Raw genomic sequence first — 22,132 nt, forward strand, 5'->3', positions numbered from 1 at the left:
ACTGTTAAGCGCCAAATTCAGGTGCCTGCTCCATTACATGGCAATCAGGTAACTTACAGTTGCGCCGTTATCTCTTTTCTTATACGATACCCTGAGCATTCATAGCTGCTACCACTTTTTCGAATCCAGCGATATTTGCTCCGACAACGTAGTTGCCTTCTACTCCGTAACGTTTTGCTGCATCTGCCATCTTTGTAAAGATGTCGATCATGATCTGTTTTAACTTCGCATCTACTTCTTCGAATGTCCAGCTTAATCTCTGGCTGTTCTGTGACATTTCAAGAGCTGAAGTTGCAACACCGCCAGCATTTGCTGCTTTACCAGGTGCAAATAAGATTCCTTTTTCTAAGAATAAATCTGTAGCTTCTGCTGTTGAAGGCATGTTAGCACCTTCTGCAACTGCGAAACATCCGTTAGCAACAAGTGTCTTAGCATCTTCAAGATCAAGTTCGTTCTGAGTTGCACAAGGAAGGGCGATATCACATTTAACTGTCCAGATGCCTTTTCCTTCGTGGTATTCAGCTGATGGTCTTGCGTCAACATATTCTTTGATTCTTCCACGTTTTACTTCTTTGATTTCTCTAACAACATCAAGGTCGATGCCTTCTGCGTCATAGATCCATCCGTTAGAATCGCTGAGTGCTACTACTTTAGCGCCTAACTGAGTTGCTTTCTGAGTTGCGTAGATAGCAACGTTTCCTGAACCGGAAACAACAACAGTCTTGCCTGCGATGTCTTTTCCGTTCTGTTTTAACATTTCATCTACAAGGTAAACAAGACCGTATCCTGTAGCTTCTGTTCTTGCTAAAGATCCGCCGTATGTTAATCCTTTTCCAGTTAAAACGCCTTCATAAAGTCCGGTAATTCTCTTGTACTGTCCATACATGAAGCCGATTTCTCTTCCGCCTACACCGATATCACCAGCTGGTACATCTGTGTCTGCTCCGATGTATTTGCATAACTCTGTCATAAAGCTCTGGCAGAATGCCATTACTTCTCTATCTGATTTTCCTTTAGGATCGAAATCAGAACCACCTTTTCCGCCGCCGATTGGAAGGCCGGTAAGTGAATTCTTGAAGATCTGCTCGAAGCCTAAGAATTTAATGATACTCTGATTTACTGAAGGGTGTAAACGGAGTCCTCCTTTGTATGGTCCAATCGCACTTGAGAACTGCACTCTGTATGCTCTGTTAACCTGAACCTGTCCTTTGTCGTCTACCCACGGCACTCTGAACTTGATAATTCTTTCTGGTTCAACTAAACGTTCTAATAATGCTGATTTTTTGTATTCTTCCTCGTTAGCTTCGATAACTAAACGTAAAGAATCAAGAACTTCCTTAACTGCCTGGTGGAATTCTGCTTCACCTGGGTTCTGTTTTACTACTGCTTCAATGACTTCATCAACGTATGACATTTTAAAATCCTCCTTAGTATTTTTATATAACAACCAAAATAAAGCCCTGAATTGCTTGCGTCTTCATTGTGGTTATTCATCAGATTGAATGTAACATAATGTGTAAATGCACTACCCTGCATTGATTGCGACTATTCAGTCTAATGACAGAATAAATCACATGATTTCACAAAAAAATATAAAAAAAAGCAATTCGTTGCAGACGGGTCCCATCATTTAACGAATCACCTTTGATTCTTATATGATTATAGCCTATTCATATCCTTTTTTCAACTCTTTTTTGTCGTTCTGCATTTTTTTTACAGATACATGACCGTGCTGCCTCATGATCGTTTTGGCACAAACAAAAAAGAGCTGCTATTTCCAAAAAAACGATACCCGGAAAACAGAAAAGCTTTTCCAGGTATCGTTTTTTATATCCTTAATTGGATTTACTTTAATCCGAATCCGGATATAATATTTTTAAATTCAGGCGAGTTTGCAAATCCAAGGAGGATTTCTTCGCGGCTAATACCGTTGCTCATCCTGTCCAAGTGATAATCCAGGCCTGCCGCATCATATTCCCTTCCCATAAAGGTCTTATACAGTACTTTTACATAGTCTTCATTTCCAAACTTCTTATCCTTAAATTCCGGGGAGAATATAAAGTTCTGCGCAGCCTGTACAGGTGTTACATTTCCAATAGCGATCTCTTTTGCATAATATTCAAGGCCTGCTTCTTCACCTGCTCTTCCCAGCACCTCTGTATACAGACGGTTAATGAACCTGGTAAGGTCCGTATACTTGTCCGTATATCTGGTAAGCTCCACATTTCCTCTGTTGATTCCATAAGAAGCACAGATTTCCGTGAATTCTGCTGACTCAACAAAACCTTTGAATACAAATTCCCTTGATACTCCATTGTTCAGGAAATCAAGCCAGTATGCCTTTCCTCCTTCATCAGATACACGGTCCATAAAGATGTTGTAAAGGACTTCTACATAATCAGCGTTGCTTAATGCCTTGTCCACAAATTCAGGACTGCATATAAATCCACGTCCCACATCTGCCCCTGAGCGCTCTCCACTGATAAGAAATTCAGTGTAGTAGCTTATTTCTTCAGCAGCTGCATCTCTTCCTAATACGATACTATAAAATCTCTGAACAAAACTTTCTGTCGGGGTCAATTTTTCAGTAACAACAGTAACAATGCATTCTGCTGTCCTGCTTCCATCCGCTGTAGTCACCCGGATTTTTGCTATTCCGTCTGCCACTGCTGTTACCAGGCCTGCAGTGCTTACTGTTGCCACGGCCTGATTTGTCGATGTCCAGGTAACGTTTTTATTCGCTGCATCTGCCGGTGCAACTGTAGCTGCAAGCTGGAATGTATCTCCTGCTGCTGTCATAGTCTTTTCAATTACATTAAGGCTTACTCCGGTCACAGCTACTACTGTTTCCTTTTTGATTGTAGCATATTCAAAATAATCCACGTCGATTACCTTAGTAGCATTTACGATCCTGATCTTATGGGTACCTGTTGTCAGGCTCGTATTTTCATACAGTACAGACTGTGTAGCAGCTGGACCATTACAATTCACGGTTCCCATCAGATTATCATCGATATATATCTGGGCTGTTCCAAAATTAGTATCCTTCTGTCCGCACCATCTGATTGCATTTCCTGTAAATGTAAATTCTACTGCTGATCCCTGTGTTGATGTGTATTTTGCAGTGCTGTTATAGAAGCTGCTTCCAGAATCATTGTTCCATGTGCCAGCGTATACAACAGATGCATCTGCATTGTCTGCTTTCACATAGTCTACTGTTGGTACAACAACAGGAACATCCGGTGTTTCAAGTGGAACCGCCCTTACGAGCATGGATCCATTTGTAAATGCAGTGTTTACCATTAAATTTAAACCACTGACATTTGTAGCCAATACAGTATTGTTTACATAATCTTCAATACGGTAGATTTTTGCAGGATCAAGTCCGCGTAATTCTACTTTTGCGCTTCCATTTCCAGGATATTTACTTCCATCCTTGTAGAAAGAATAATAGTTTATACCGTCTTTTTCAATTACATAGGTTTCATAAGGATCAAGCCCATAACTGTAAAGATCACCTATGAACCTTCCTTTCTGGAGCTGATAGGTATTGTAGATACCAGCCCATTTTTCGTATTTCTGCTGTCCTGCTGTACCTGCTTCCCAGTGTCTCTTTTCGATAAATACAGCGCCAGTTCCAACTGTAGATTCATACCATATTTCATTGTGGTCAGTAGTAACGGGGAAATAATCTCCTGCAAGTGCTTTATATGCCTTTACCCTTCTTCTTGTCTGGTCAACTGAAGTAGGATCTGCTGTAGGGATCTGTGTAACATATGGTAATGAATAGTAATCCTGTGGTGAACCGCAATTACATAAAAGGTGGAATGCGTCAGGATTAATTGAGATCATTTTCTCGTAAGCTGTTTTGTAGAAATCTGCCTGCTTTTCGGTGGATTCTTCCGGATATGCATGATTATGTGCAGGATTATAGCATTTTGGCATGCTCCATACATAATCGCTCTTAAATCCATCAAATCCCCAATCAGTCATTGCTGTTTCAATAAAGTTTTCATAGTACTCGATTGCACCTTCTGAAGATGGACAAAGGGCATATCCTGTTGTTCCGTTAAAGGTGTTATATCCGTTCATTCCGGACAGTTTTCCAAAACTGCCGTCCTGGTTCTTGACGAACCATTCAGGATGTGTCTTGTAAAGTGTACTTCCTTCCCTTCCACCATCGCATGGTCTCCACCAGATAACGGCCTTCATCCCGTGTGCATGAATTGCATCCGTCAGTTCTTTCATGGAAGTTGCTCCGTTTGGAAGTTTGCTGTTTAAAAGTGCCCAGGAGCCATCATTGTCAAGTGAAAAAATTTCTCCGCCTGCAGTTCCAGCTTCACTTGAATAAGCATTGTTGTACATAAATGCCTGGTTATACCAGCCGTCATCCAAACTAACCTGTTTTACTCCCATGGCCTGAAGCTGGTCCAGCTTGTTGATGATCTTGTCCATAGTCCAGTTGAATTCCCATCCCCAGGATTCCCATCTGAGATCATAACTGCTTTCAGGTATCTCTTCTTTTGAAAGGGTCTTGAATCCCTGTTTTGCCATTGCATCTGAATATCCACGAAGGCCATTATAATAATCTCCACTATGTACATTCATAATAAAATCTCCGGCCACTACAGCAGACCCTGCAGCAATTGTATTTCCCGGCCAGCTGATATTTACAATAACATTACCGGCAGCTCCTGTTACAGGAATAGCGGTTTCTCTTCTGGTAGTTGAAGCATCTCCGACTGCAACACCACCATTGGAGCAGTAAACGTCAGAAACAGGAATTCCGGCAGAGGCATAATTCTGTTTATTTGGTCTGCTGAATCCATCTGTAACTTTTACAACGGTATCATCATAGCTCTGTCTGCAGTCGCCACCGCCATTGTAGCTCCAGATGTCTCCGGTTGTCTTGTTAAGTGAAAATTCTGCCTCCACAAATTTGCTGACAGTTACTGCAGTCTCTCCCGCTTTATAGGAAACTGTTGAATACAGACCGCCGGAAACGCTGTCAGCTGTCTCAATCACCTGAGTCCTTGTAAGACCGGTGCTGCTGCTTTTTGATACGATAGTCAGTCTGTTTCCTGTACCCAGTTTACCTGTGATTCCGTTTTCAACAGTACAGTTAAAATCAGAGAAATCTTTCACGCTGCTGCCGTTAATAACAGGGTAGCCTGAAGTGGATGCAGGACTTACAAGAACCTCAGCAGTTCCGGTCTTTCTGTAGAGTTCCAGTTCACCATTTACAAATTTCACCTTTACGCCGTTACCATTAAGTGTAGCTGTCGCATTAACAGGTTCAGTAACAGTAATTGATAATGTGTTGCTGAGTCCTTCTGAGGTAGATGCTGTAATTGTAACACTTCCGCCTTTTAAGGCTTTTACTTCACCAAAAGGCGATACAGTAGCCACCGTTTCATCAGAAGAAGTAAATTTAATGTTCTTGTCACTTGCTGTCTGTGGAGCTACTGCTGCAGTAAGGCTGGTTGTTCCACCAACAGTCAGAGTGGTGAGTGCTGCAGTAAGATCAATACTTGTTCCTGCCGTAAGTGGCTGTACAGTATAATCAGCATTGTTGTTAAGTACTTTCATCACATTTTCATATGTGTTATCTGTATATCCGATTCTCCATAACTGGGGATTTGCAGATAATGCCGAATACCAGAGGCGGAGGCTTCCTTTTCCATAGTCGGATCCGGACTGGTTGTCATATAACAAACAGGTCCTGTAGATCTGGGCTCCATCCCATTTTCCAGTTCCACTTGGGGAAAGTAAAGCTTTGGTTCCTACTGGTTCCCAGTTGATTCCATCCTTTGATGTAGTCATATATAAAACGGAGCCGTCAGGGTTTGAGCCTGAAAAACACTGGGAAATAGCCATATACTGTTTCAGTTCCGGAATATATGTAACATCCTGATGCCATGGATAAAGCTGAAGTCCGGATGCATTTTTTCCAAGAAAGTTGTTAATTCTTTCAGGAGCAGACCAGTTAAGACCGTCTTTTGACCATCTGACTTCCACAAAGTTATTCTTACCATTGGTGTATCCCACATCTCCTGCATTGTTACTGTACATCAGGTAAAGATCCCTGAATTCGTCATATACAATTGCTGGAGAAAGCATATCATAGCGTTTAGTGGATTTTACTGCTGTCTTATAATCGCTCCAGTGGATGCCATCTGTTGAGGTCCTTACCCTGACTTCAGCACCAACGCCGCCGGCCTGGTCATCTGCCCAGTTCCAGTAACACATGAGCTCGTTGGTCTTTTTATTATAGACCATGTCTGCATCACAGTTGTGGTAACGTTCAGAAGATGGCATTGGATCGATAGGATTTGTAAGTCCTGCAGGCACCTCCCAGTTAACTCCGTCATTTGAAGCAACAATGGAAGCATTTTCATATTTTGAGGTTCCTGTTACATTTGGGGTATATGCCATCCAGTATTTGTAATTATTCCATCCCTGGGAAAAGTATACAACGTCAGGGTGGGTTACCTGGTCTGCTACTTTTGTGCTATCTGAATAATATGCAGGAATATTCAGATATGCAGAGGCATTTTCAAAAACTTTTGCAAATGAAATATCATTGGCCGGAACCTGTCCCATAACCTTAAGTTCTACAATGTGGTTCGAACTGTTGGCACTGCTTCCATACATATAAACGCGTACATATCTGCCTTTAACAGGAGTTGCAAGAGCTAAGGTCTTTCCTGCCTGTGTTTCTGAATATGTGGCATCAGTTCCTGCACCAAAGCCATGTACGTTTGCTGTATCTGAATTGTAAATTACAGTCTTATCGGTATCCTGAAAAGTGCCATTGTTAGATATTACAACTACAGTAGTTCCATATGTTCTGCCATCCTGCCAGTATCTGAACAGATCCACTTCACTGATATCGTAGCTGCCTCCAAGATCCACCTGGAGATAAGCAGATTCTTTTGCAGTAATCGAGCCAAAGTCACAATAGTTATTTGTGTTGATAATTCCATCCACTGCCATGGCAGGAGAACGATCCGTATTTACCCCTGTCGTACTTCCATCTTTTTTTGCCACAGTCACAGCTTTACCTGCCGCAAGGTTCGTTAAAGTGATTGCGGTCACAGTCTCAGCTGCATTGGAAACAGCAGCCGGCAGGGCTGCCTGAAAGCTCCCTGCTGACACACAGAGAGCCATAAAGCAGGCAGCAAGTTGTTTGATTTTTTTCTTTTTCATAATAAGCTCCTTTATTTATTATTCAACAGATTCTTTTAAGTCTCCAGGAACATCCTGGATATAGATCTGAATGCCCCTGACCATGAACCAGTCTGTTATCAATTCTTGTCATCAGGATATTTGGTTTTCCCATAAAACATCTCCTTTCTTATTAATTTGTAAAAATCGCATTCTTTTTTTGGAAATTTGTTAATTTTTAGTCGATTTTATCACGAAATCTCTTTGCTTACAATTAAGCCGTATAAATAGTGTCCAATTTCAGATTGATTACTAACAGGCCGGCATACCAATGACGAATTGGTCCTTTTTTTTGCAAAAGAAAGAAGGAATATCCGTTATTATAAACTATTTTTTCTAAAATGAATTTGCACAATAACGTCTTTATTTTTCAGCTACTGGACAAATAATTGCAACAAAGGATAAAAAAAAAACCAGATCCTTTATTGGTCTGGTTTTTCACTGATAGCAATTTTCATTTTTCCTTTGTTTGGCCTGTCTTCTATTTCTCGTCTTCAAGCCGGCATTCGGTTTCGACCTTTTTTGTAACATAAAGCCCCAGTGCTGCCATCACAATGAGTATCCCTGTCACAAGACCTGCTAAAAATCTTTTCATTTTCTCATTACCCCGATTCTGGATATTTTAAATTTCTCGCTTCCTAATTTCCGCCTGGTTCAGTCAGATAAAGATATATCAATCTGATTGTATTCTCCAGGGCTTCATAATGTGTCCTTTCCATGCCATGTGAAGCATGAACGCCCGGGCCGATCAGGGCTCCTCTTATATCGTTTCCCGCACTCAGAGCTGCTCCCACATCAGATCCATACATAGGATAGATATCGACAACATACTTCAGCTGATTTCCCTTAGCAAGTTCAACCAGGCGGGATACCATATTGTAGTCATAAGGGCCGCCCGAATCCTTCGCACAGATTGATACATCATACTCCGTGCAGCTCAGATCCTCGCCGATGCATCCCATATCCACAGCCAGCATTTCTGTTATATCTGCCGGAATATAAGCCGAGCCATGTCCGACTTCTTCATAGGTTGAAATGAACACTTTCGTGGTATATTCAGGCACTATCCTGTTCCTGGACATATGCTCGAGCAGGCTGATCAGACAGGCAACGCTTCCCTTATCATCAATGAATCTTGACTTGACAAACCCGCTTTCAGTGATTCTGGTTTTCGGATCTATGAATATAAAATCCCCAGCGCAGATTCCAAGCGCTTCGACCTCGCTTTTTGAAGAAACAGACTCGTCGATCCTTATCTCCATGTTCTGGGGATCTCTCGGTTTGGTCCTGCTGTCTTCATATACATGCGCCGCCGGGCTTGTACTTAAAAATGTTCCGCTGTACAGCACCCCCTGCCTGGTTCTGATTGTACAGTAGGCACCGTCCAAAGTCGGCACGGTCGGCGAACCCACAAGCGTGAACTTCAAAGTTCCACCGGAAGTAATCGATCTTACCATGGCTCCAAGGGTATCTACGTGTGCAGAAAGACCGACCACCCTCTCACTGCTTTTCCCAGGCACGGTTATAATGCCGCAGCCTTTTCTCGTAGTCTCAAACTCATACCCAAATTCTTTCGCAAATTCTCCGATTCTTTCCATTATTTCAAAACAGAAACCGCTTGGACTGTTAAAATCCAGAATCTCCTTTACCGTCTTCAAAACATATTCTTTATTAACTGTCATCTCCAATGTCGTACTCCTTTACTTTCCATAGGCTGAAAAACCGAAAAGGGAGACAAGACAGCCGTCTCCCTAACATAGATTATAGCCATTATGCAGCTCGTTTTCAATTTATTTTTTCTGTTCCTGTTGAATCTGCTGATTTCCAGAAGCCGCTTCTGGATCAGATTCGGAAGCCGCTTTAAAATCCTCTGTCCCCGAATCCGACTTCACAGATCCGGTCTGTTTCTCAGGTTCTGCAATTTCCTGTTTCACGGATTCCTCCGCTTCCAGTTTCTGTCTCTCATCCTTCTGAAAAAGCCCAATCTTGATATACAGATACAGGTTTGCAGCCAGGCCGATTGTCCCGTCTACGATCAGCAGGTAATAGGCAAAAAGTCTTCGCAGCTCTGCATCAGGGAAAAAATCAAGGATAATAGCAATAGATCCTCCCATTACCACCAGTGAAATCGTCAGCATCACTACCCAGATTCCGTCACGCATGCTCTTCAGATCCACAGCATACTGCAGCTTGGTTATTCCTGAGAGCAGAAGGCATATTCCAAGGGCCGCAATAAAAAATTCCACAAAGATATCCGTCCGAACCAGGGCGCACATTCCCAGAATCACCAGCAGGACACCTTTCGAAAAGCCATACTCACCGATACTTCTGTATGCTTCCGTCACAAAATATCGTGCTATGAGCACTATGCCCCATATGATTAATACAGCACATAGAAAATAGCATATGTAGGCCACCTGGACCTGCGGTACGAACAGCAGCAGCAGACCCAGAATGATAAATGCCGCTGCCGAGGATAGGATCAGAAGGGTTCCCCCCATCCTCCCCCGGATTTCCTGTTGTTCTTTCATAACCGCCTCACGTTTATCCTTCATATGCTTTCCCTTCCTTCCTGCAATGAACTGCAAAAAACCGACCTGATTTGGCCGGTTTTTTGTTTGCTGCATTGGGGCGAAACCGTTCAAACGCACCCTTGCATCTGCTGATTTCCATTTTTATTCCTGGCTATATTTTAGCATAATTGTACTGATATTCATACAGGTTTATTGTATTTCGCACTGCATGACCCGAATTTTCTGTGACTTACGCTTCGCTGCACTCACAAAACAGACACCTTGCGTTAACTAGGAGTGAACAGTAACGTTTTTCGAGCCTTTACCGATTGATGACCTGTTCACGATATAGATTCCTGTGCACACCAGTACAAGGGCAGCCAGGCTTGTCCATCCGGATGCCTGCTCTTTTTCTCCGAGAAACACAGCGGATAGGATAACGCCGAACACTGGATTCATAAAACCGAATACTGCTACTTTCGACACATCATTATATTTCAGCAGCACTCCCCATAAGGAATATGCGACTGCCGAGATCAGCGCCAGATAGATCAGCATTATGATGCCGGATGCAGAAAAACCGCCGACGCTGCCTCCCGACAGAAATCCAGCAGCACTCAGGACAATTCCACCAGCCACAAACTGATAGCCGCTCAGGACCAGAGGGTCTTCGTCCTTTGAATACCGCTTCATGAAAACCGAAGAGAATGCATACGCAATCGTGGATAAGAATATAAAGCCTTCCCCCAGAAAACTAAAACTCATATCAATCTGGCTGCCTGTGATATTGACAAGCAGAACACCAGTAAACCCTACTGCACATCCTGAAATTTTTGGCACCGTAAGCTTCTCCTGTCTGAAGATCAGACTTGCTACCAGAATCGCTATGAATACGTTCACTCCTATTATGATCGAAGCCTTTACCCCCGAAGTGTTCGCAAGCCCTATGTAAAAGAAAATATACTGCGCCACTGTCTGCAAAAAGCTTAACTTCAGGATTTTTGTCCATGAATCCTTTTTCGGGATCAGCAATTTGCGGTTGATCAGACTCCCTATTAAAATCACTAATATTCCAGCCAGCACGAATCTATATCCGGCAAATAGAATCTGGGAACCCGTATCTCCAGGCAGAATCTGAAGCATCCCATATCCAATCTTGATGGAGGGAAATGCGCTTCCCCACAGGGCACAGCATATAAGCGCCCCCATCCATACCACAATTGTTTTCTGCATAAATTTTTCTTTACTGTTTTTCATATTATTAATCCTTCCTGTAAATGCGCTCTGCTGCAGGCACTTCATAATTTCTGCTGCGCCTTTTCTATTATAATACATGACATGGTGTTTCAGACAGATAAATTTATAGTAACTGTTCAGAATCCCTGTCTCGCAAGGTGTTTTTATGCTGAATTTGCATAAAACCCGAGACCTGCGTGCACCAAATTGCTGATTTTGCAATTTGTGTGCATCATCTGTAACTATGAAGGATGTAGTCCTAAATAGTTACAATTTATTTATTCCTATTGACAACTGCACCTGCTTAGGGTTATTATTCATTGATAAAAAGCAAAGGCGCTGGTTATATTAAAATATAGCCAGCGCCTTTTTTATCATAGGAACGTTTGTCCTATCAAATTAAGGAGGTAAACATGTCGACAAAATACGTATTTGTAACTGGTGGTGTGGTTTCAGGATTAGGAAAGGGGATTACCGCCGCATCCCTGGGACGACTGCTTAAAGCACGAGGCTACAAGGTGACGATGCAGAAATTCGATCCGTACCTCAACATTGACCCTGGTACCATGAATCCCACCCAGCACGGAGAGGTTTTCGTTACAGAAGACGGAACAGAAACCGATTTGGATCTTGGCCACTACGAAAGGTTCATAGACGAGAACCTGGATAAGAATTCCAATGTCACAACTGGCAAAATCTACTGGAGCGTGCTGCAGAAGGAAAGACATGGAGACTACGGCGGCGGAACCGTCCAGGTTATCCCCCACATTACGAATGAAATCAAAAGCAGGTTTTACAGAAACGAAGTGGATGATGACCTGCACATTGCCATCATCGAAGTCGGGGGGACTGTCGGTGATATCGAAAGCCAGCCATTTTTAGAAGCCATCCGTCAGTTTCAGCATGATGTAGGGCGTGAAAATGCAATTTTAATCCATGTTACCCTGATTCCGTATTTGAAGGCATCTGGCGAGATGAAGACCAAACCGACCCAGGCCAGCGTGAAAGAGCTCCAGGGAATGGGAATTCAGCCGGATATCATCGTCTGCAGAAGCGAACTTCCGATTGACGATTCTATCAGAAGCAAGATCTCCTTATTCTGCAATGTACCATCAGACCAGGTGCTTCAGAACCTGGATGTGGAATATCTGTATGAAGCTCCTTTGGCCATGGAAAAAGAACACCTCGCGGAGGTTGCATGCCGCTGCCTGAAGCTGGAAAACAGGAAGCCTGATCTTGAAGACTGGGAAAACATGGTACAGGCATTGAAAAATCCGACACAGGAGGTTACGGTTGCTTTGGTCGGCAAGTATATACAGCTTCATGATGCGTATATCAGTGTCGTTGAGGCATTGAAGCATGGCGGTATCAAAAACCGTGCTACAGTCACCATAAACTGGATTGATTCAGAAACCCTGACAGAAGAAAATGCAGCAGACCTGCTCGGAGGCTCTGACGGGATTCTCGTACCAGGCGGATTCGGAAACAGGGGCATCGACGGAAAAATAGCCGCCATCTCCTACTCCCGTAAAAACAAAATACCATTCCTCGGCCTGTGCCTGGGCATGCAGCTGACCATTGTTGAATTTGCAAAAAATGTATTGGGCTATGCCGATGCAAACAGCATCGAACTGGATCCGGATACCACCCATCCACTGATTTCTCTCATGCCTGACCAGAGCGGCATCGTGGATATCGGCGGCACCTTAAGGCTTGGCGCATACCCGTGTGTCCTGGACAAGAATTCAAAAGCCTACGAATTGTATGGCAAAGAAATCGTTTCTGAACGCCACCGCCACCGTTATGAGGTCAACAATGACTACCGCAAGGCTCTGACAGACAACGGGATGATGCTCTCAGGAATTTCTCCTGACGGAAGGATTGTGGAGATGTGCGAGCTTCCCGGGCATCCGTTCTTCATCGCGACGCAGGCGCATCCCGAACTCAAATCACGCCCGAACAAACCTCATCCTCTCTTCACAGGATTTATAGCAGCTGCAATTGAAAACAAAAAATAAAGACAGACATGGAAAAACACCGCAAATGGATGATTGCATTTGCGGTGTTTTTCTATCCTAAATCAGTTTCTTTCATCCGACTCCATTTTCATTGCTGTTCAGTCCTTCGTCCTTCCCGGTCACGGATTGATAATCAGGCTGTTCCCCTTATTCCTTCACTACATCCCTTAGGATAAGCAGGCCTTCCATGGTCTTTGGAAAACCGGACGTGGGCGCAACAAGAAGAATCGCATGCTCGATCTCTTCCTTTGTGCATCCTGCTTTCAGCGCTTTCAGTATATGAGTCCTCAGTGCGTATGGATACTGTGCTTCCGTTGACAGGGCGACTTTAATGAGCCAGCGTGTCTTCTCATCCAAAGGCCCTCCCTGTTCATGAACCAGCTTTCCGAAATTCTTATAGGCGTCGTAAATTTCCTTATGGTTTTCTGTCAGGTATTCAAGGTTCTTGTTAATAATATCGATATTTTCAATATATTCATCCATCTTTCTTCCCCCTTGAGATCGCTAATTTGAATGGTAGCAGGTTTTGCATAAGGCTTTTTCTTTTCTATCTTTAATTATTTTCATATTTTTCAGGATTGAACCCGTTCTTTTGAGCTGTCCTGATCAGCTCCTCATCAGAGCATTTCTGAATCCGCTCCAGTTCCGTCAGTGCCATCGGAAACCCTGCAAAAGCCTCGGTGCCGAAGTAGTTCTCAAGATCCCTCCTGAGCAGGTCGATATCGATTGCCAAAATAAGCTTCCCCTTTCGTTCAAGTTTTTACTGTTGCTTTTCTGTAAATATTCAGAACCCCCTGCCTGTGAGGTTTTTTGTGCAATTTATTATTCCATATTCCTGCCTGCTGTTTTTGACTGCAGCAGCGGGTAATCCTTTTCATCAATTATCTCAACAGAAGTCACATACAAAACCTCGCATGCTCCATCTCCCGTATCCGTCCTCGACAGGCTGGATTCCCATGGGCCGTTCTCGTAATTTACCTTCACGAGATACCCCTCAAATCTTACATAATCCTCTTTCCTGATTCGTTTGATTTTTTTGAGAATCTCTTTATCCTTATGGATCAGATGCACATTAGCCGAATGGCTGGCTATATAATCCATAGTGACCGGGCAATCTTCCGAATACCGGTAGTAATACCACCGCCCGCTCTGGGAATAGTGGATTTCTTCGTCTGCCTCTTCCTGGTTCAGCTCGCCCCAGGCCATGGCCACGTCGTATTTGGAAATTGTGGAGGTGTAGTCAGAATATGCTTCCTTGCTTTTGACCACTCCCTCAATGGTGTATTCAGCCATCAGCGATACTCCGACATCCCCGTCCCCTCCTGCAACGGTTATGGTTCCAGGCACGGCAAGATCAACCTGTACTGGATCCGGAACATATCCATGGTATTCCTCAGACCGGAACAGGGATTTCCCGACCAGTAGTGCTATGACTGCAAATTCTATGATCAATAAATATTTAAGTTTGCTCATGGATGTCTTCTATGCTCCTTATGCTATGTTTATTATCTGTCTTCCGGACAGTCTTTGTCTAGAATTCCGCAACATCAAGGATGTAGTAGAGGGCCTCATTCTCAGCTTTCGTTGCAAAGAACGTATCCACGTCGTCCAGGCACTCTTCATACAATACGAATATATCGTAGCGGGGAAGCATGATTTCCTGAATTGCCTCAAATGCCTTGCAGCTGCTGCCGCCTTCCTTCTCAAAACTCTTGATTTCCGCCTTGATCAGACCGATTTTTTCGCCAAACCACCTTTCATCAGGTGCGTCATAGAGCTGAAGCGCATCCGAATCTTCATCGTATTCGGCCACAAGATTAAATTCCGCTTTGATGTAGTCCAATGCCCGTTTTGCATCCTTGCCCTCAAGCTTCCAGCACTCGCCAGGCTCCCCGGTTCCGAAATCCTGATCCCGAAGCTCTGACTCAGAAAATCCCTTTTCAATTGCGTATTTGCCAAGTTTAATAACATAACCCATATGATTCTGCCTCCCTCTAAGTTTTACCTGCCGGATTTTAGCTGCTATCAACGCTCTTTTAAGCGGTGGGCATATAATCCATGATCAATCATACCGGTTGCTCATTCAATATTCTTTTCTATATCATATCTCTATGGGTGCCATATATCAAGAGATTATTGCTGAACAGGCAAAAAACGGACCGGGGAAGTCTTTTTCCCCGATCCGTCTAATCAATTGTTCTATGATGTCCCCGGGACATTTTTCTTCACCGGTGCAGGCTGGTTCAAGACCTTTTCCTGCTTGCCAGCTTCATAAACAGAAACTTCAAAAGATGATGCGATTCTGTATTCTCTGCTGATGATTTTTCAGCTTCTGAAATTGCCATTTCCGCCCCTCTTTTTGCCCCTTCCAGCGTATCGAACGCTGCCAAAAATCCGCCGGCATGACAGAAGCTCAATTCAGGTATTTCGGCTCTCAGAATATCTTCTTTCTGCCCCGCCCATCTTTCAGGCAATCTGACTTTCGCTTCGCGCTCCTTGAAGCTCCTGGAAATCACCTGAAGATTAAAGCCCCCTCTCTGGGAAGGGTAAATAACAAGCCGGGCATCTGAAGGAATCAGGGTTTCTGACCATGGTGCATATTTTGGCAGAACAACGATTCCCTTTTCATCCATGAAAAGCAGCGCTTCTTCAACAATTGCTTTTGCGCGCTCCTTGCTTTTGCAGGATTCTATTTTATTCTGTATGAACGCTGATGCGAAGTTCAGGGCTGCATGGAATTTTTCATCTGCATCAGCCGCATCGTCCCAGGTCGGATTGAAGCTGCTGATCACGCTGGATAGCGGATTTCGCTCCCCGGTATTGTCCGTATGATCAAGCGGCTGGACTATGCTGTGGTCGAACTTCTCTGATTCCGATTCACCTACTATTTCCGGACCCAGGTCTCTCCACAGCTTGCCGAATGAAGCAAATGGAACTCCGTTTTCTCTTATTTCATTATCCACCTGGTGGTGATCATAAGCACCGCCGCCAATATCGAATACCAGACCCTGAAAATTCTCAGGAACCTTAAATCCCCTTATGATTTCAAGATTTGGATTTATATGTTTCAAAAGAGCAGCTGAAAACACATCATCCGAATGGAAAATGCCTCCATGCGTAAATACGCTATCCATGTTCTCTATCTGCTCTACACTTATCTTTGCAGTATTCATTGTTATTTCTCCTTAACCCTCTATCGATATCATTGCTTCATATCAAAGCATACAAGATACCATTATATAGTAAAAACCATATTTTGCAAGAGCAAAGGGTCTGCTTTGGCCGGCATTCATCTGTTGATTATACTTCTCCCCAGAATTTATATCTATAGTCAGCATGTACTTTCCTGACCTGTCTTCCTCCAATAATCATACACATGGAGGTCCATCTCTTTACCATGATATGATTCTGCATGCTTTTGAATTTCAGGCAATAGCCAGGCTGTTTTTCCGATTCCCTGCGCAAAGGTATCTCGGAGGAATGAATATTATCGCATGCATAACAGGATAATAGCTCTCCTTCATGAAGCATACAGCTGTCGCCATCAGATTGTTTGATTTGTGGCATATTATCCGCTGTGCGCAAATTAATATTCCCACATTTCTCACACTTGTAAAACAGAACATTGTCTTTTTCCGAATAGTCAATCAATAACATTTTAACCCCTCCTGTTTTTGGATTTTGTTACATTATTGTTACAATTGAGTAATCATTATAATATTATTATGCAACATATTACGAAATAATGCCACTGTTTATTAACATTTTGTGTAAAAGTTTTTTTATTTCTCACTTTTTACTCATTATCACATTATAATCATTCTCTCCCTTGTCCTTTGGACATTATGTGCGGAGCGTTTTTTATCTCATAGGACGAACTTTCCCATGACAGGACAAAGAGTCTGCCTTGGCAGACTCTCGCGCCGAGCGCGGTCGCTTTTGCGACACAATTCTCATCGCGCGAGTGCGCTTCCACGCGGAGCGTTTTTTATCTCATAGGACGAACTTTCCTATGAGATAAAAAAAAGAGCACCACTAACTACCGCGTTAGCAATGCCCCTAATCTCTCATTCTATATCTGTATCAGACCATTTCCTGACTAACCAGTACTGCCTCTTCCAGGCTACGCCTGTTCTTTCCTGACTAAAATCCCCTTTTCGGCCATAAATGCCGGATAATAAGATTCTTTTGCTTTTCTCAGCCCTTCGATTCCCATGTCTTCCTCCCTGTTTATATACCTGTATTCTGAGAGTTCATGTAAAACAAACTGCTGGTTGATCATCGGATATGCTCCCTGTATCTCCGCAAAGGCCTTTTCAAAATGAACAATAAACATATCATCGCCCGACCTTTCACCCATTGTCAGCGCAATAATCCTTCCATTTATTCTTATGATACCACCTGACATTCCCAATTCTTCTCTAAGCTGCAGTCCTTTGATAAGCACGCAGATTTCAGCTGCTTTCGATTTATCTTCGCAGCACCCATTCTGGACACACCATTCTTTGACCATTTCGATGCATTCTTCCGTGTTGGAATCAGTTATGGGCTCGTAGGTCCAGTCCTCATTTGTCTTTAAGAATTTGTTGATATGGTTCTTCTTGCCATGATATTTCTTGCCTGTGATATTTTTCAAATCTTCCATATGATAGACATAGTCTGCATGATCCCTGTTATAGCGGATTTCGAATTCACCGGGATATATATTTTCAATTTCATCAAACATATCCGGCTCAATGATATTCATTTCAAATGGTATTCCCTGCTCTTCACAATATGCAAACAGCCATTCAAATGCCTTTTTCAAGTCGCCCTTCCCCATGGGAAACGAAAAATTAACCTTTTCATCCACCCTGAACATTATGATCAGCATGTCCTCCGCGATCGTGTACCTGGTATCATAAACCTCCGACCATAAAACCAGATTTCCCACGCTGTAATCGCATGCCCTGTGACTGCGCATACCCAGATATTTTCCCAGTATTTCTTTATCTTCAATTGTTATCTTTTTAAATTTTTCCATTTTCGCACCTTCCTGTTTTGCCTGTCTTTATAAATTGTGTTCATCGAATGTAACTTTGAAAGACATATTCCTTAATTATTACTTAATTATTAATTCTATCACCCTGTCCGTAATTGTCTGTGACTTTGTCACATTAAGGCCATCATAAGAAGCAATGGCATCATATCCGGTGTTTTCAGGATATACTGCCATCGCTTCTTCTACTTTTTATATTTCCTCAAATTCAATCATTACCTCTTTCACATCCCACAGATTTTCCAGTCTTTCTTTTGCCTCTTCTTTTATGGAAGCAGCAAACTGGTGGTTTTCCGGCAGGTCTACCACAACCCTGATTACGCCGTCTTTGATCTCAATTTCTTTGACCAGATTCGTAGCCACCATATCAAGGCCCTTCATAGGATTCATTACTCTTTTCAGCCTTCTTCTCACGACTGCCTCTGTTGTGGGATCCTTGCTGACAGCCAGGCCCTGCTTTTCTTCGTAATTCTGTATGGCGCTTCTCAAGCCCTCCACTGCCAGAACCGAGCAGTGGGCTTTTATTGCAGGCAGGCCTCCCAATGCCTCGGATGCCTCCTTCCAGGTGATCTTCTTTGCTTCCTCAATTGTTTTTCCCTTTGCCAGCTCAGTGATGATGGATCCGGTTGCGATGTTGGAAGCGCACCCGTAGGATTCAAACTTGATATCCGTTATTTTTTTTGTATCGGGCTCTACCTGAAGATAAACAGTGACCATGTCTCCGCAGGCCGGGCTTCCTTCAGTCGCTTTCCCGTCCGGATGTTCCAGACTGCCGACATTACGTGGATTACGAAAATGCTCTAATACGATATCATTATATGGAAATGGCATTTCTACTCGCCTCCTGTTTTCCCCAGAGGACTGATTCTTCTCAGGTCCTCTACGATTTTAGCCAATTTATCAACTACGATCCCGATTTCCTCCATGGTATTCAGGCGGCTGAATGTGAACCTGATGGACCCATGTGCCCTTTCATGGTCTCCCCCGATTGCCATCATCACATGGCTTGCCTCGAGTGACCTGCTGAAGCATGCGGAACCGGTGCTTACGGCAATTCCGTACATGTCCAGATGCAGGGTAATGGATTCGCCTTCTACATGGTGGAAGGTGATATTCGCATTCTGGGGTATCCGCTTGTCCCTGTCCCCGTTCAAAGTAACGATCGGTATCTTTTCAAATACGAGACTGATGATCCTATCCCGCATTTCCTTCAAAAGCTGATTTTCATCGTCGTTGATCAGTTCGACCGCTTTTGCAAAACCGACTGCCCCGGGAATGTTTTCGATTCCTGCCCGCAGATCGAATTCCTGAAAACCGCCGTCCATGATCTTGACGATCGGCGTTCCCTTCCGCACAAAAAGTCCCCCGATTCCTTTCGGCCCATGGATGGTATGGGCGGATATGGTGATCAGATCCACATCTATCTTCCTTACATCCAAAGGGATTCTTTTGAAAGTATGGGTCGCATCCGTGTGAAAGAGGACGTTCTTTTGCCTGCACAGGGTACCTATTGCGGCAATGTCCTGGACTGTGCCGATTTCCTGGTTGGCATGCTGCACGGAAACAAGGATGGTATCATCCCTGATCAACGCTTCCAGCTGTGCAACATTCACGAACCCCATCTCGTCGACATCGAGATAATCAACCTCAAAGCCTTCCTTCTCTAAAGCTTTCGCACTATGCAGGACCGGAAAATCCTCAATTTTAGAAACAATAATATGCCGTCCCTTTTTTGCGCCTAATGCCCTGGCAACTCCTTTAATGGCCAGATTGCTCGATTCCGTATTGCCTGAAGTGAAAATCAGTTCATCCGCTTCTGCCCCCAAAGAACCCGCAATCCTGTCCCGGGCCTCTGACAGTATTTCACGTGCTTCAAGGCCCTGTGAATAGCCGAATTCCGAAGTGGCGACTGCATAATCATCAAGATAGCACGGCCGCATCGCTTCAAGTACCTTTTCATCCAGTCTGGTTGTTGCAGAGTTATCTAGGTAAATCACTTTTCCTGCCATCTCTTCACCTCATATGAACAACGTTATTGTTGAATTCCTGGCTTCTTTGATATAGGTGCCTACCGCTCCATAGGAGTCGATCAGATCCGTATTCAGGCCGCTTCGCTTCACGCCCATGATTTCCATGGTCATCTCGCAGGCAATGACTTTTCCTCCGAGTTCTTTGAAATCTGCGAACAGCCTTTCCAGAGAAGCGACATTCGCCTTCTTCATCCTTCTCCTGATCATGCGCTTCCCGATGCCGAGCATATTCATCTTCGATAGTGCACCTTTATTCAGTCCTCCTTTTTTCAGGCGCAGCAGGCCGAAAAAGGTGAAGTACATGGAAACCTCCATACCCATAGCCAGGGCTCCGTTAGCCACAATTAATGCACTGTATATCTTGTCCAGGTCTCCGCTGTGAACAATGATCGTCGCTTTCTCACTCATATCCGTTCCACCGTCCCTTCCTATTTCTGCAGCTTTATTTTCCACTCATTTCCAATCTGTTCATTGCTGATGATCTTCACAGATAAGGCATCAGCAGCCATGGGGATTTCCAGCTTTGATGCGGGATGGGTCCCGATGATTTCAATAAAATCGCCCTCTGCAGCCTTTCTTAAGGCCTTTCGCATTTCCACAAGCGGTATCGGGCATGTTTCTCCTCTGACGTCCAGTTTTATCTCAGCCATACATTAACCTCCCATCATACTGTTCCGGTTCACCTGCTGCCCCGACGCTACCGCAGATGCGCAAACGCTTTTTTACCTAAATATTCGGCCTCATTGCCCAGTTCCTCTTCAATTCTGAGTAGCTGGTTGTATTTTGAAACGCGGTCGCTTCTGGATGGGGCACCTGTCTTGATCTGTCCTGCATTCACAGCCACCGCGATATCCGCTAACGTCACGTCTTCCGTTTCTCCAGAACGATGGGACACAATGGCAGTCCACTTGTTATTCTTCGTCATCTCAATGGCCTCCATGGTCTCCGTCAGGGTTCCGATCTGATTCAGTTTAATCAGCACCGAATTGGAGATATGGCTGCCGATCCCTCTCTGTATCCTTTCCGTATTTGTTACAAACAAATCGTCGCCCACCAATTGGATTCTGTCTCCGAGGCGTTTCGTGAGCTTTGCCCATCCGTCCCAATCCTGCTCTCCAAGGCCGTCCTCCAGGGATATGATCGGGTATTTGTCACAGAGTATTTCCCAGTAATCAATCATCTGATCCACCGTCTTAAACTCTCCTGATTTCCAGAACAGATACTCACCCTTCCGGCCAGATTTTGCCGCTTCCTCATACATCTCGGTTGCAGCCGCATCAATGGCAACGTAAAAATCACGACCTGCCTTGAACCCTGCAGTTTCGATGGCTTTGACGATATATTCCAGTGCCTGCTCATCGGCCTCGAAATCGGGCGCAAATCCGCCTTCATCCCCTACCGATGTGACATACCCGTCCTCCTTCAAAAGCTTCTTCAAGGTATGGAATACGGTCACTCCCCATTCGAGCGCCTGGGAAAAGGAACGGGCTCCGACAGGCATAATCATGAACTCCTGAATGTTAAGGCTGGAATCTGCATGCTTTCCACCGTTGATGATGTTCATCATCGGTACCGGAAGCGTCTTTGCATTGACACCGCCGAGATAGCGGTATAGCGGGATTCCAAGGGATGCTGCCGCAGCTTTCGCTGTCGCCAGGGATACGCCGAGGATTGCATTTGCCCCTAATTCACCCTTGTTGCGGGTTCCATCTGCACGAATCATGACCTTGTCAATGTTGATCTGGCTAAGCGCATCCAATCCAATAACGGTCGGTGCAAGCTTTTCGTTTATATTATCCACCGCCAGCAAAACACCTGCTCCCAGATATCTCTTATCGTCATTGTCCCTCAGCTCAATCGCCTCGAACGCTCCCGTGGAAGCCCCTGAAGGAACTGCCGCTCTTCCCATGCTTCCATCCTCCAGAACCACCTCAGCCTCGACTGTCGGATTCCCTCTGGAATCTAATATTTCCCTTCCATGCACCTCTTTAATCTTCGAATTTCTCTTCATAGCAGATCCTTTCTATCCCTGCACCGGGATTCAAAACGCAAAAACCGACCCTGAAGGGC

General features: G+C 44.1%; 18 protein-coding genes. 1 reads left to right on the top strand and 17 read right to left on the bottom strand.

Annotation, left to right across the window (positions count from 1 at the left end):
- Window positions 1-79: 79 nt before the first annotated feature.
- From gdhA to BJR36_RS02355, 5 genes are all read right to left on the bottom strand, one after another.
- Complete coding sequence (gene gdhA / locus BJR36_RS02335; protein ID WP_091229518.1) at window positions 80-1,414, bottom strand: NADP-specific glutamate dehydrogenase; 1,335 nt, start codon at window positions 1,412-1,414, stop codon at window positions 80-82.
- A gap of 431 nt (window positions 1,415-1,845) precedes the next feature.
- The gene (locus tag BJR36_RS02340; RefSeq protein WP_091229520.1) at window positions 1,846-7,209 is read right to left on the bottom strand and encodes a DUF4214 domain-containing protein; all 5,364 of its coding nucleotides are present in this window, start codon (window positions 7,207-7,209) and stop codon (window positions 1,846-1,848) included.
- 656 nt (window positions 7,210-7,865) lie between these two features.
- Window positions 7,866-8,909, bottom strand: coding sequence for a M42 family metallopeptidase (locus tag BJR36_RS02345; protein WP_091229926.1), 1,044 nt, complete (start codon window positions 8,907-8,909; stop codon window positions 7,866-7,868).
- Window positions 8,910-9,017: 108 nt separating this feature from the next.
- Entirely contained in the window at window positions 9,018-9,782 is a 765-nt protein-coding gene (locus tag BJR36_RS02350) for a DUF308 domain-containing protein (RefSeq protein WP_169823565.1), read from the bottom strand.
- Between the two features lie 249 nt (window positions 9,783-10,031).
- A complete protein-coding gene (locus BJR36_RS02355) occupies window positions 10,032-10,997 on the bottom strand; it encodes a DMT family transporter (protein ID WP_091229927.1) in 966 nt (321 codons plus the stop codon).
- A 392-nt stretch (window positions 10,998-11,389) separates the two neighbouring features.
- On the opposite strand from BJR36_RS02355, the gene BJR36_RS02360 reads away from it, so the two are divergent.
- The gene (locus BJR36_RS02360) at window positions 11,390-12,994 is read left to right on the top strand and encodes a CTP synthase (RefSeq protein WP_091229524.1); all 1,605 of its coding nucleotides are present in this window, start codon (window positions 11,390-11,392) and stop codon (window positions 12,992-12,994) included.
- Window positions 12,995-13,141: 147 nt separating this feature from the next.
- Here BJR36_RS02360 and BJR36_RS02365 read toward each other — a convergent pair whose 3' ends face one another.
- The 12 genes from BJR36_RS02365 to eno form a co-directional block, all read right to left on the bottom strand.
- The gene (locus BJR36_RS02365; protein WP_091229527.1) at window positions 13,142-13,477 is read right to left on the bottom strand and encodes a carboxymuconolactone decarboxylase family protein; all 336 of its coding nucleotides are present in this window, start codon (window positions 13,475-13,477) and stop codon (window positions 13,142-13,144) included.
- Window positions 13,478-13,547: 70 nt separating this feature from the next.
- Window positions 13,548-13,727, bottom strand: coding sequence for a hypothetical protein (locus tag BJR36_RS02370; protein ID WP_091229529.1), 180 nt, complete (start codon window positions 13,725-13,727; stop codon window positions 13,548-13,550).
- Window positions 13,728-13,816: 89 nt separating this feature from the next.
- Complete coding sequence (locus tag BJR36_RS02375; protein ID WP_091229532.1) at window positions 13,817-14,467, bottom strand: hypothetical protein; 651 nt, start codon at window positions 14,465-14,467, stop codon at window positions 13,817-13,819.
- A gap of 58 nt (window positions 14,468-14,525) precedes the next feature.
- Entirely contained in the window at window positions 14,526-14,972 is a 447-nt protein-coding gene (locus tag BJR36_RS02380) for a hypothetical protein (RefSeq protein WP_091229535.1), read from the bottom strand.
- Between the two features lie 265 nt (window positions 14,973-15,237).
- Entirely contained in the window at window positions 15,238-16,167 is a 930-nt protein-coding gene (locus BJR36_RS02385) for an MYG1 family protein (protein ID WP_091229539.1), read from the bottom strand.
- Between the two features lie 127 nt (window positions 16,168-16,294).
- Complete coding sequence (locus tag BJR36_RS02390) at window positions 16,295-16,651, bottom strand: hypothetical protein (protein WP_091229542.1); 357 nt, start codon at window positions 16,649-16,651, stop codon at window positions 16,295-16,297.
- Window positions 16,652-17,117: 466 nt separating this feature from the next.
- Window positions 17,118-18,017, bottom strand: coding sequence for a DUF2156 domain-containing protein (locus BJR36_RS02395; RefSeq protein ID WP_091229545.1), 900 nt, complete (start codon window positions 18,015-18,017; stop codon window positions 17,118-17,120).
- Window positions 18,018-18,224: 207 nt separating this feature from the next.
- On the bottom strand, window positions 18,225-18,863 hold the full coding sequence (locus BJR36_RS02400) for an iron-sulfur cluster assembly scaffold protein (protein ID WP_091229547.1): 639 nt from the start codon (window positions 18,861-18,863) through the stop codon (window positions 18,225-18,227).
- Window positions 18,864-18,865: 2 nt separating this feature from the next.
- The gene (locus BJR36_RS02405; RefSeq protein WP_091229550.1) at window positions 18,866-20,041 is read right to left on the bottom strand and encodes a cysteine desulfurase family protein; all 1,176 of its coding nucleotides are present in this window, start codon (window positions 20,039-20,041) and stop codon (window positions 18,866-18,868) included.
- Window positions 20,042-20,050: 9 nt separating this feature from the next.
- Entirely contained in the window at window positions 20,051-20,470 is a 420-nt protein-coding gene (locus BJR36_RS02410) for a DsrE/DsrF/DrsH-like family protein (RefSeq protein ID WP_091229930.1), read from the bottom strand.
- A 20-nt stretch (window positions 20,471-20,490) separates the two neighbouring features.
- Complete coding sequence (locus BJR36_RS02415; RefSeq protein WP_091229552.1) at window positions 20,491-20,712, bottom strand: sulfurtransferase TusA family protein; 222 nt, start codon at window positions 20,710-20,712, stop codon at window positions 20,491-20,493.
- Window positions 20,713-20,759: 47 nt separating this feature from the next.
- On the bottom strand, window positions 20,760-22,073 hold the full coding sequence (gene eno, locus BJR36_RS02420) for a phosphopyruvate hydratase (RefSeq protein WP_091229555.1): 1,314 nt from the start codon (window positions 22,071-22,073) through the stop codon (window positions 20,760-20,762).
- Window positions 22,074-22,132: the final 59 nt, after the last annotated feature.

It is taken from the genome of Anaerobium acetethylicum, assembly GCF_900096945.1.
Classification (GTDB): Bacteria; Bacillota; Clostridia; order Lachnospirales; family Lachnospiraceae; genus Anaerobium; species Anaerobium acetethylicum.

What these genes read in the sequence shown, in the direction of transcription:
- gdhA (WP_091229518.1), bottom strand. Translation starts at nt 1,414, where the DNA reads ATGTCATACGTTGATGAAGTCATTGAAGCAGTAGTAAAACAGAACCCA.
- BJR36_RS02375 (WP_091229532.1), bottom strand. Translation starts at nt 14,467, where the DNA reads ATGAGCAAACTTAAATATTTATTGATCATAGAATTTGCAGTCATAGCA.
- BJR36_RS02400 (WP_091229547.1), bottom strand. Translation starts at nt 18,863, where the DNA reads ATGCCATTTCCATATAATGATATCGTATTAGAGCATTTTCGTAATCCA.
- BJR36_RS02415 (WP_091229552.1), bottom strand. Translation starts at nt 20,712, where the DNA reads ATGGCTGAGATAAAACTGGACGTCAGAGGAGAAACATGCCCGATACCG.
- BJR36_RS02345 (WP_091229926.1), bottom strand. Translation starts at nt 8,909, where the DNA reads ATGACAGTTAATAAAGAATATGTTTTGAAGACGGTAAAGGAGATTCTG.
- BJR36_RS02355 (WP_091229927.1), bottom strand. Translation starts at nt 10,997, where the DNA reads ATGAAAAACAGTAAAGAAAAATTTATGCAGAAAACAATTGTGGTATGG.
- BJR36_RS02350 (WP_169823565.1), bottom strand. Translation starts at nt 9,782, where the DNA reads ATGAAGGATAAACGTGAGGCGGTTATGAAAGAACAACAGGAAATCCGG.
- BJR36_RS02365 (WP_091229527.1), bottom strand. Translation starts at nt 13,477, where the DNA reads ATGGATGAATATATTGAAAATATCGATATTATTAACAAGAACCTTGAA.
- BJR36_RS02410 (WP_091229930.1), bottom strand. Translation starts at nt 20,470, where the DNA reads ATGAGTGAGAAAGCGACGATCATTGTTCACAGCGGAGACCTGGACAAG.
- BJR36_RS02395 (WP_091229545.1), bottom strand. Translation starts at nt 18,017, where the DNA reads ATGGAAAAATTTAAAAAGATAACAATTGAAGATAAAGAAATACTGGGA.
- BJR36_RS02380 (WP_091229535.1), bottom strand. Translation starts at nt 14,972, where the DNA reads ATGGGTTATGTTATTAAACTTGGCAAATACGCAATTGAAAAGGGATTT.
- BJR36_RS02405 (WP_091229550.1), bottom strand. Translation starts at nt 20,041, where the DNA reads ATGGCAGGAAAAGTGATTTACCTAGATAACTCTGCAACAACCAGACTG.
- eno (WP_091229555.1), bottom strand. Translation starts at nt 22,073, where the DNA reads ATGAAGAGAAATTCGAAGATTAAAGAGGTGCATGGAAGGGAAATATTA.
- BJR36_RS02360 (WP_091229524.1), top strand. Translation starts at nt 11,390, where the DNA reads ATGTCGACAAAATACGTATTTGTAACTGGTGGTGTGGTTTCAGGATTA.
- BJR36_RS02390 (WP_091229542.1), bottom strand. Translation starts at nt 16,651, where the DNA reads ATGTTATTGATTGACTATTCGGAAAAAGACAATGTTCTGTTTTACAAG.
- BJR36_RS02385 (WP_091229539.1), bottom strand. Translation starts at nt 16,167, where the DNA reads ATGAATACTGCAAAGATAAGTGTAGAGCAGATAGAGAACATGGATAGC.
- BJR36_RS02340 (WP_091229520.1), bottom strand. Translation starts at nt 7,209, where the DNA reads ATGAAAAAGAAAAAAATCAAACAACTTGCTGCCTGCTTTATGGCTCTC.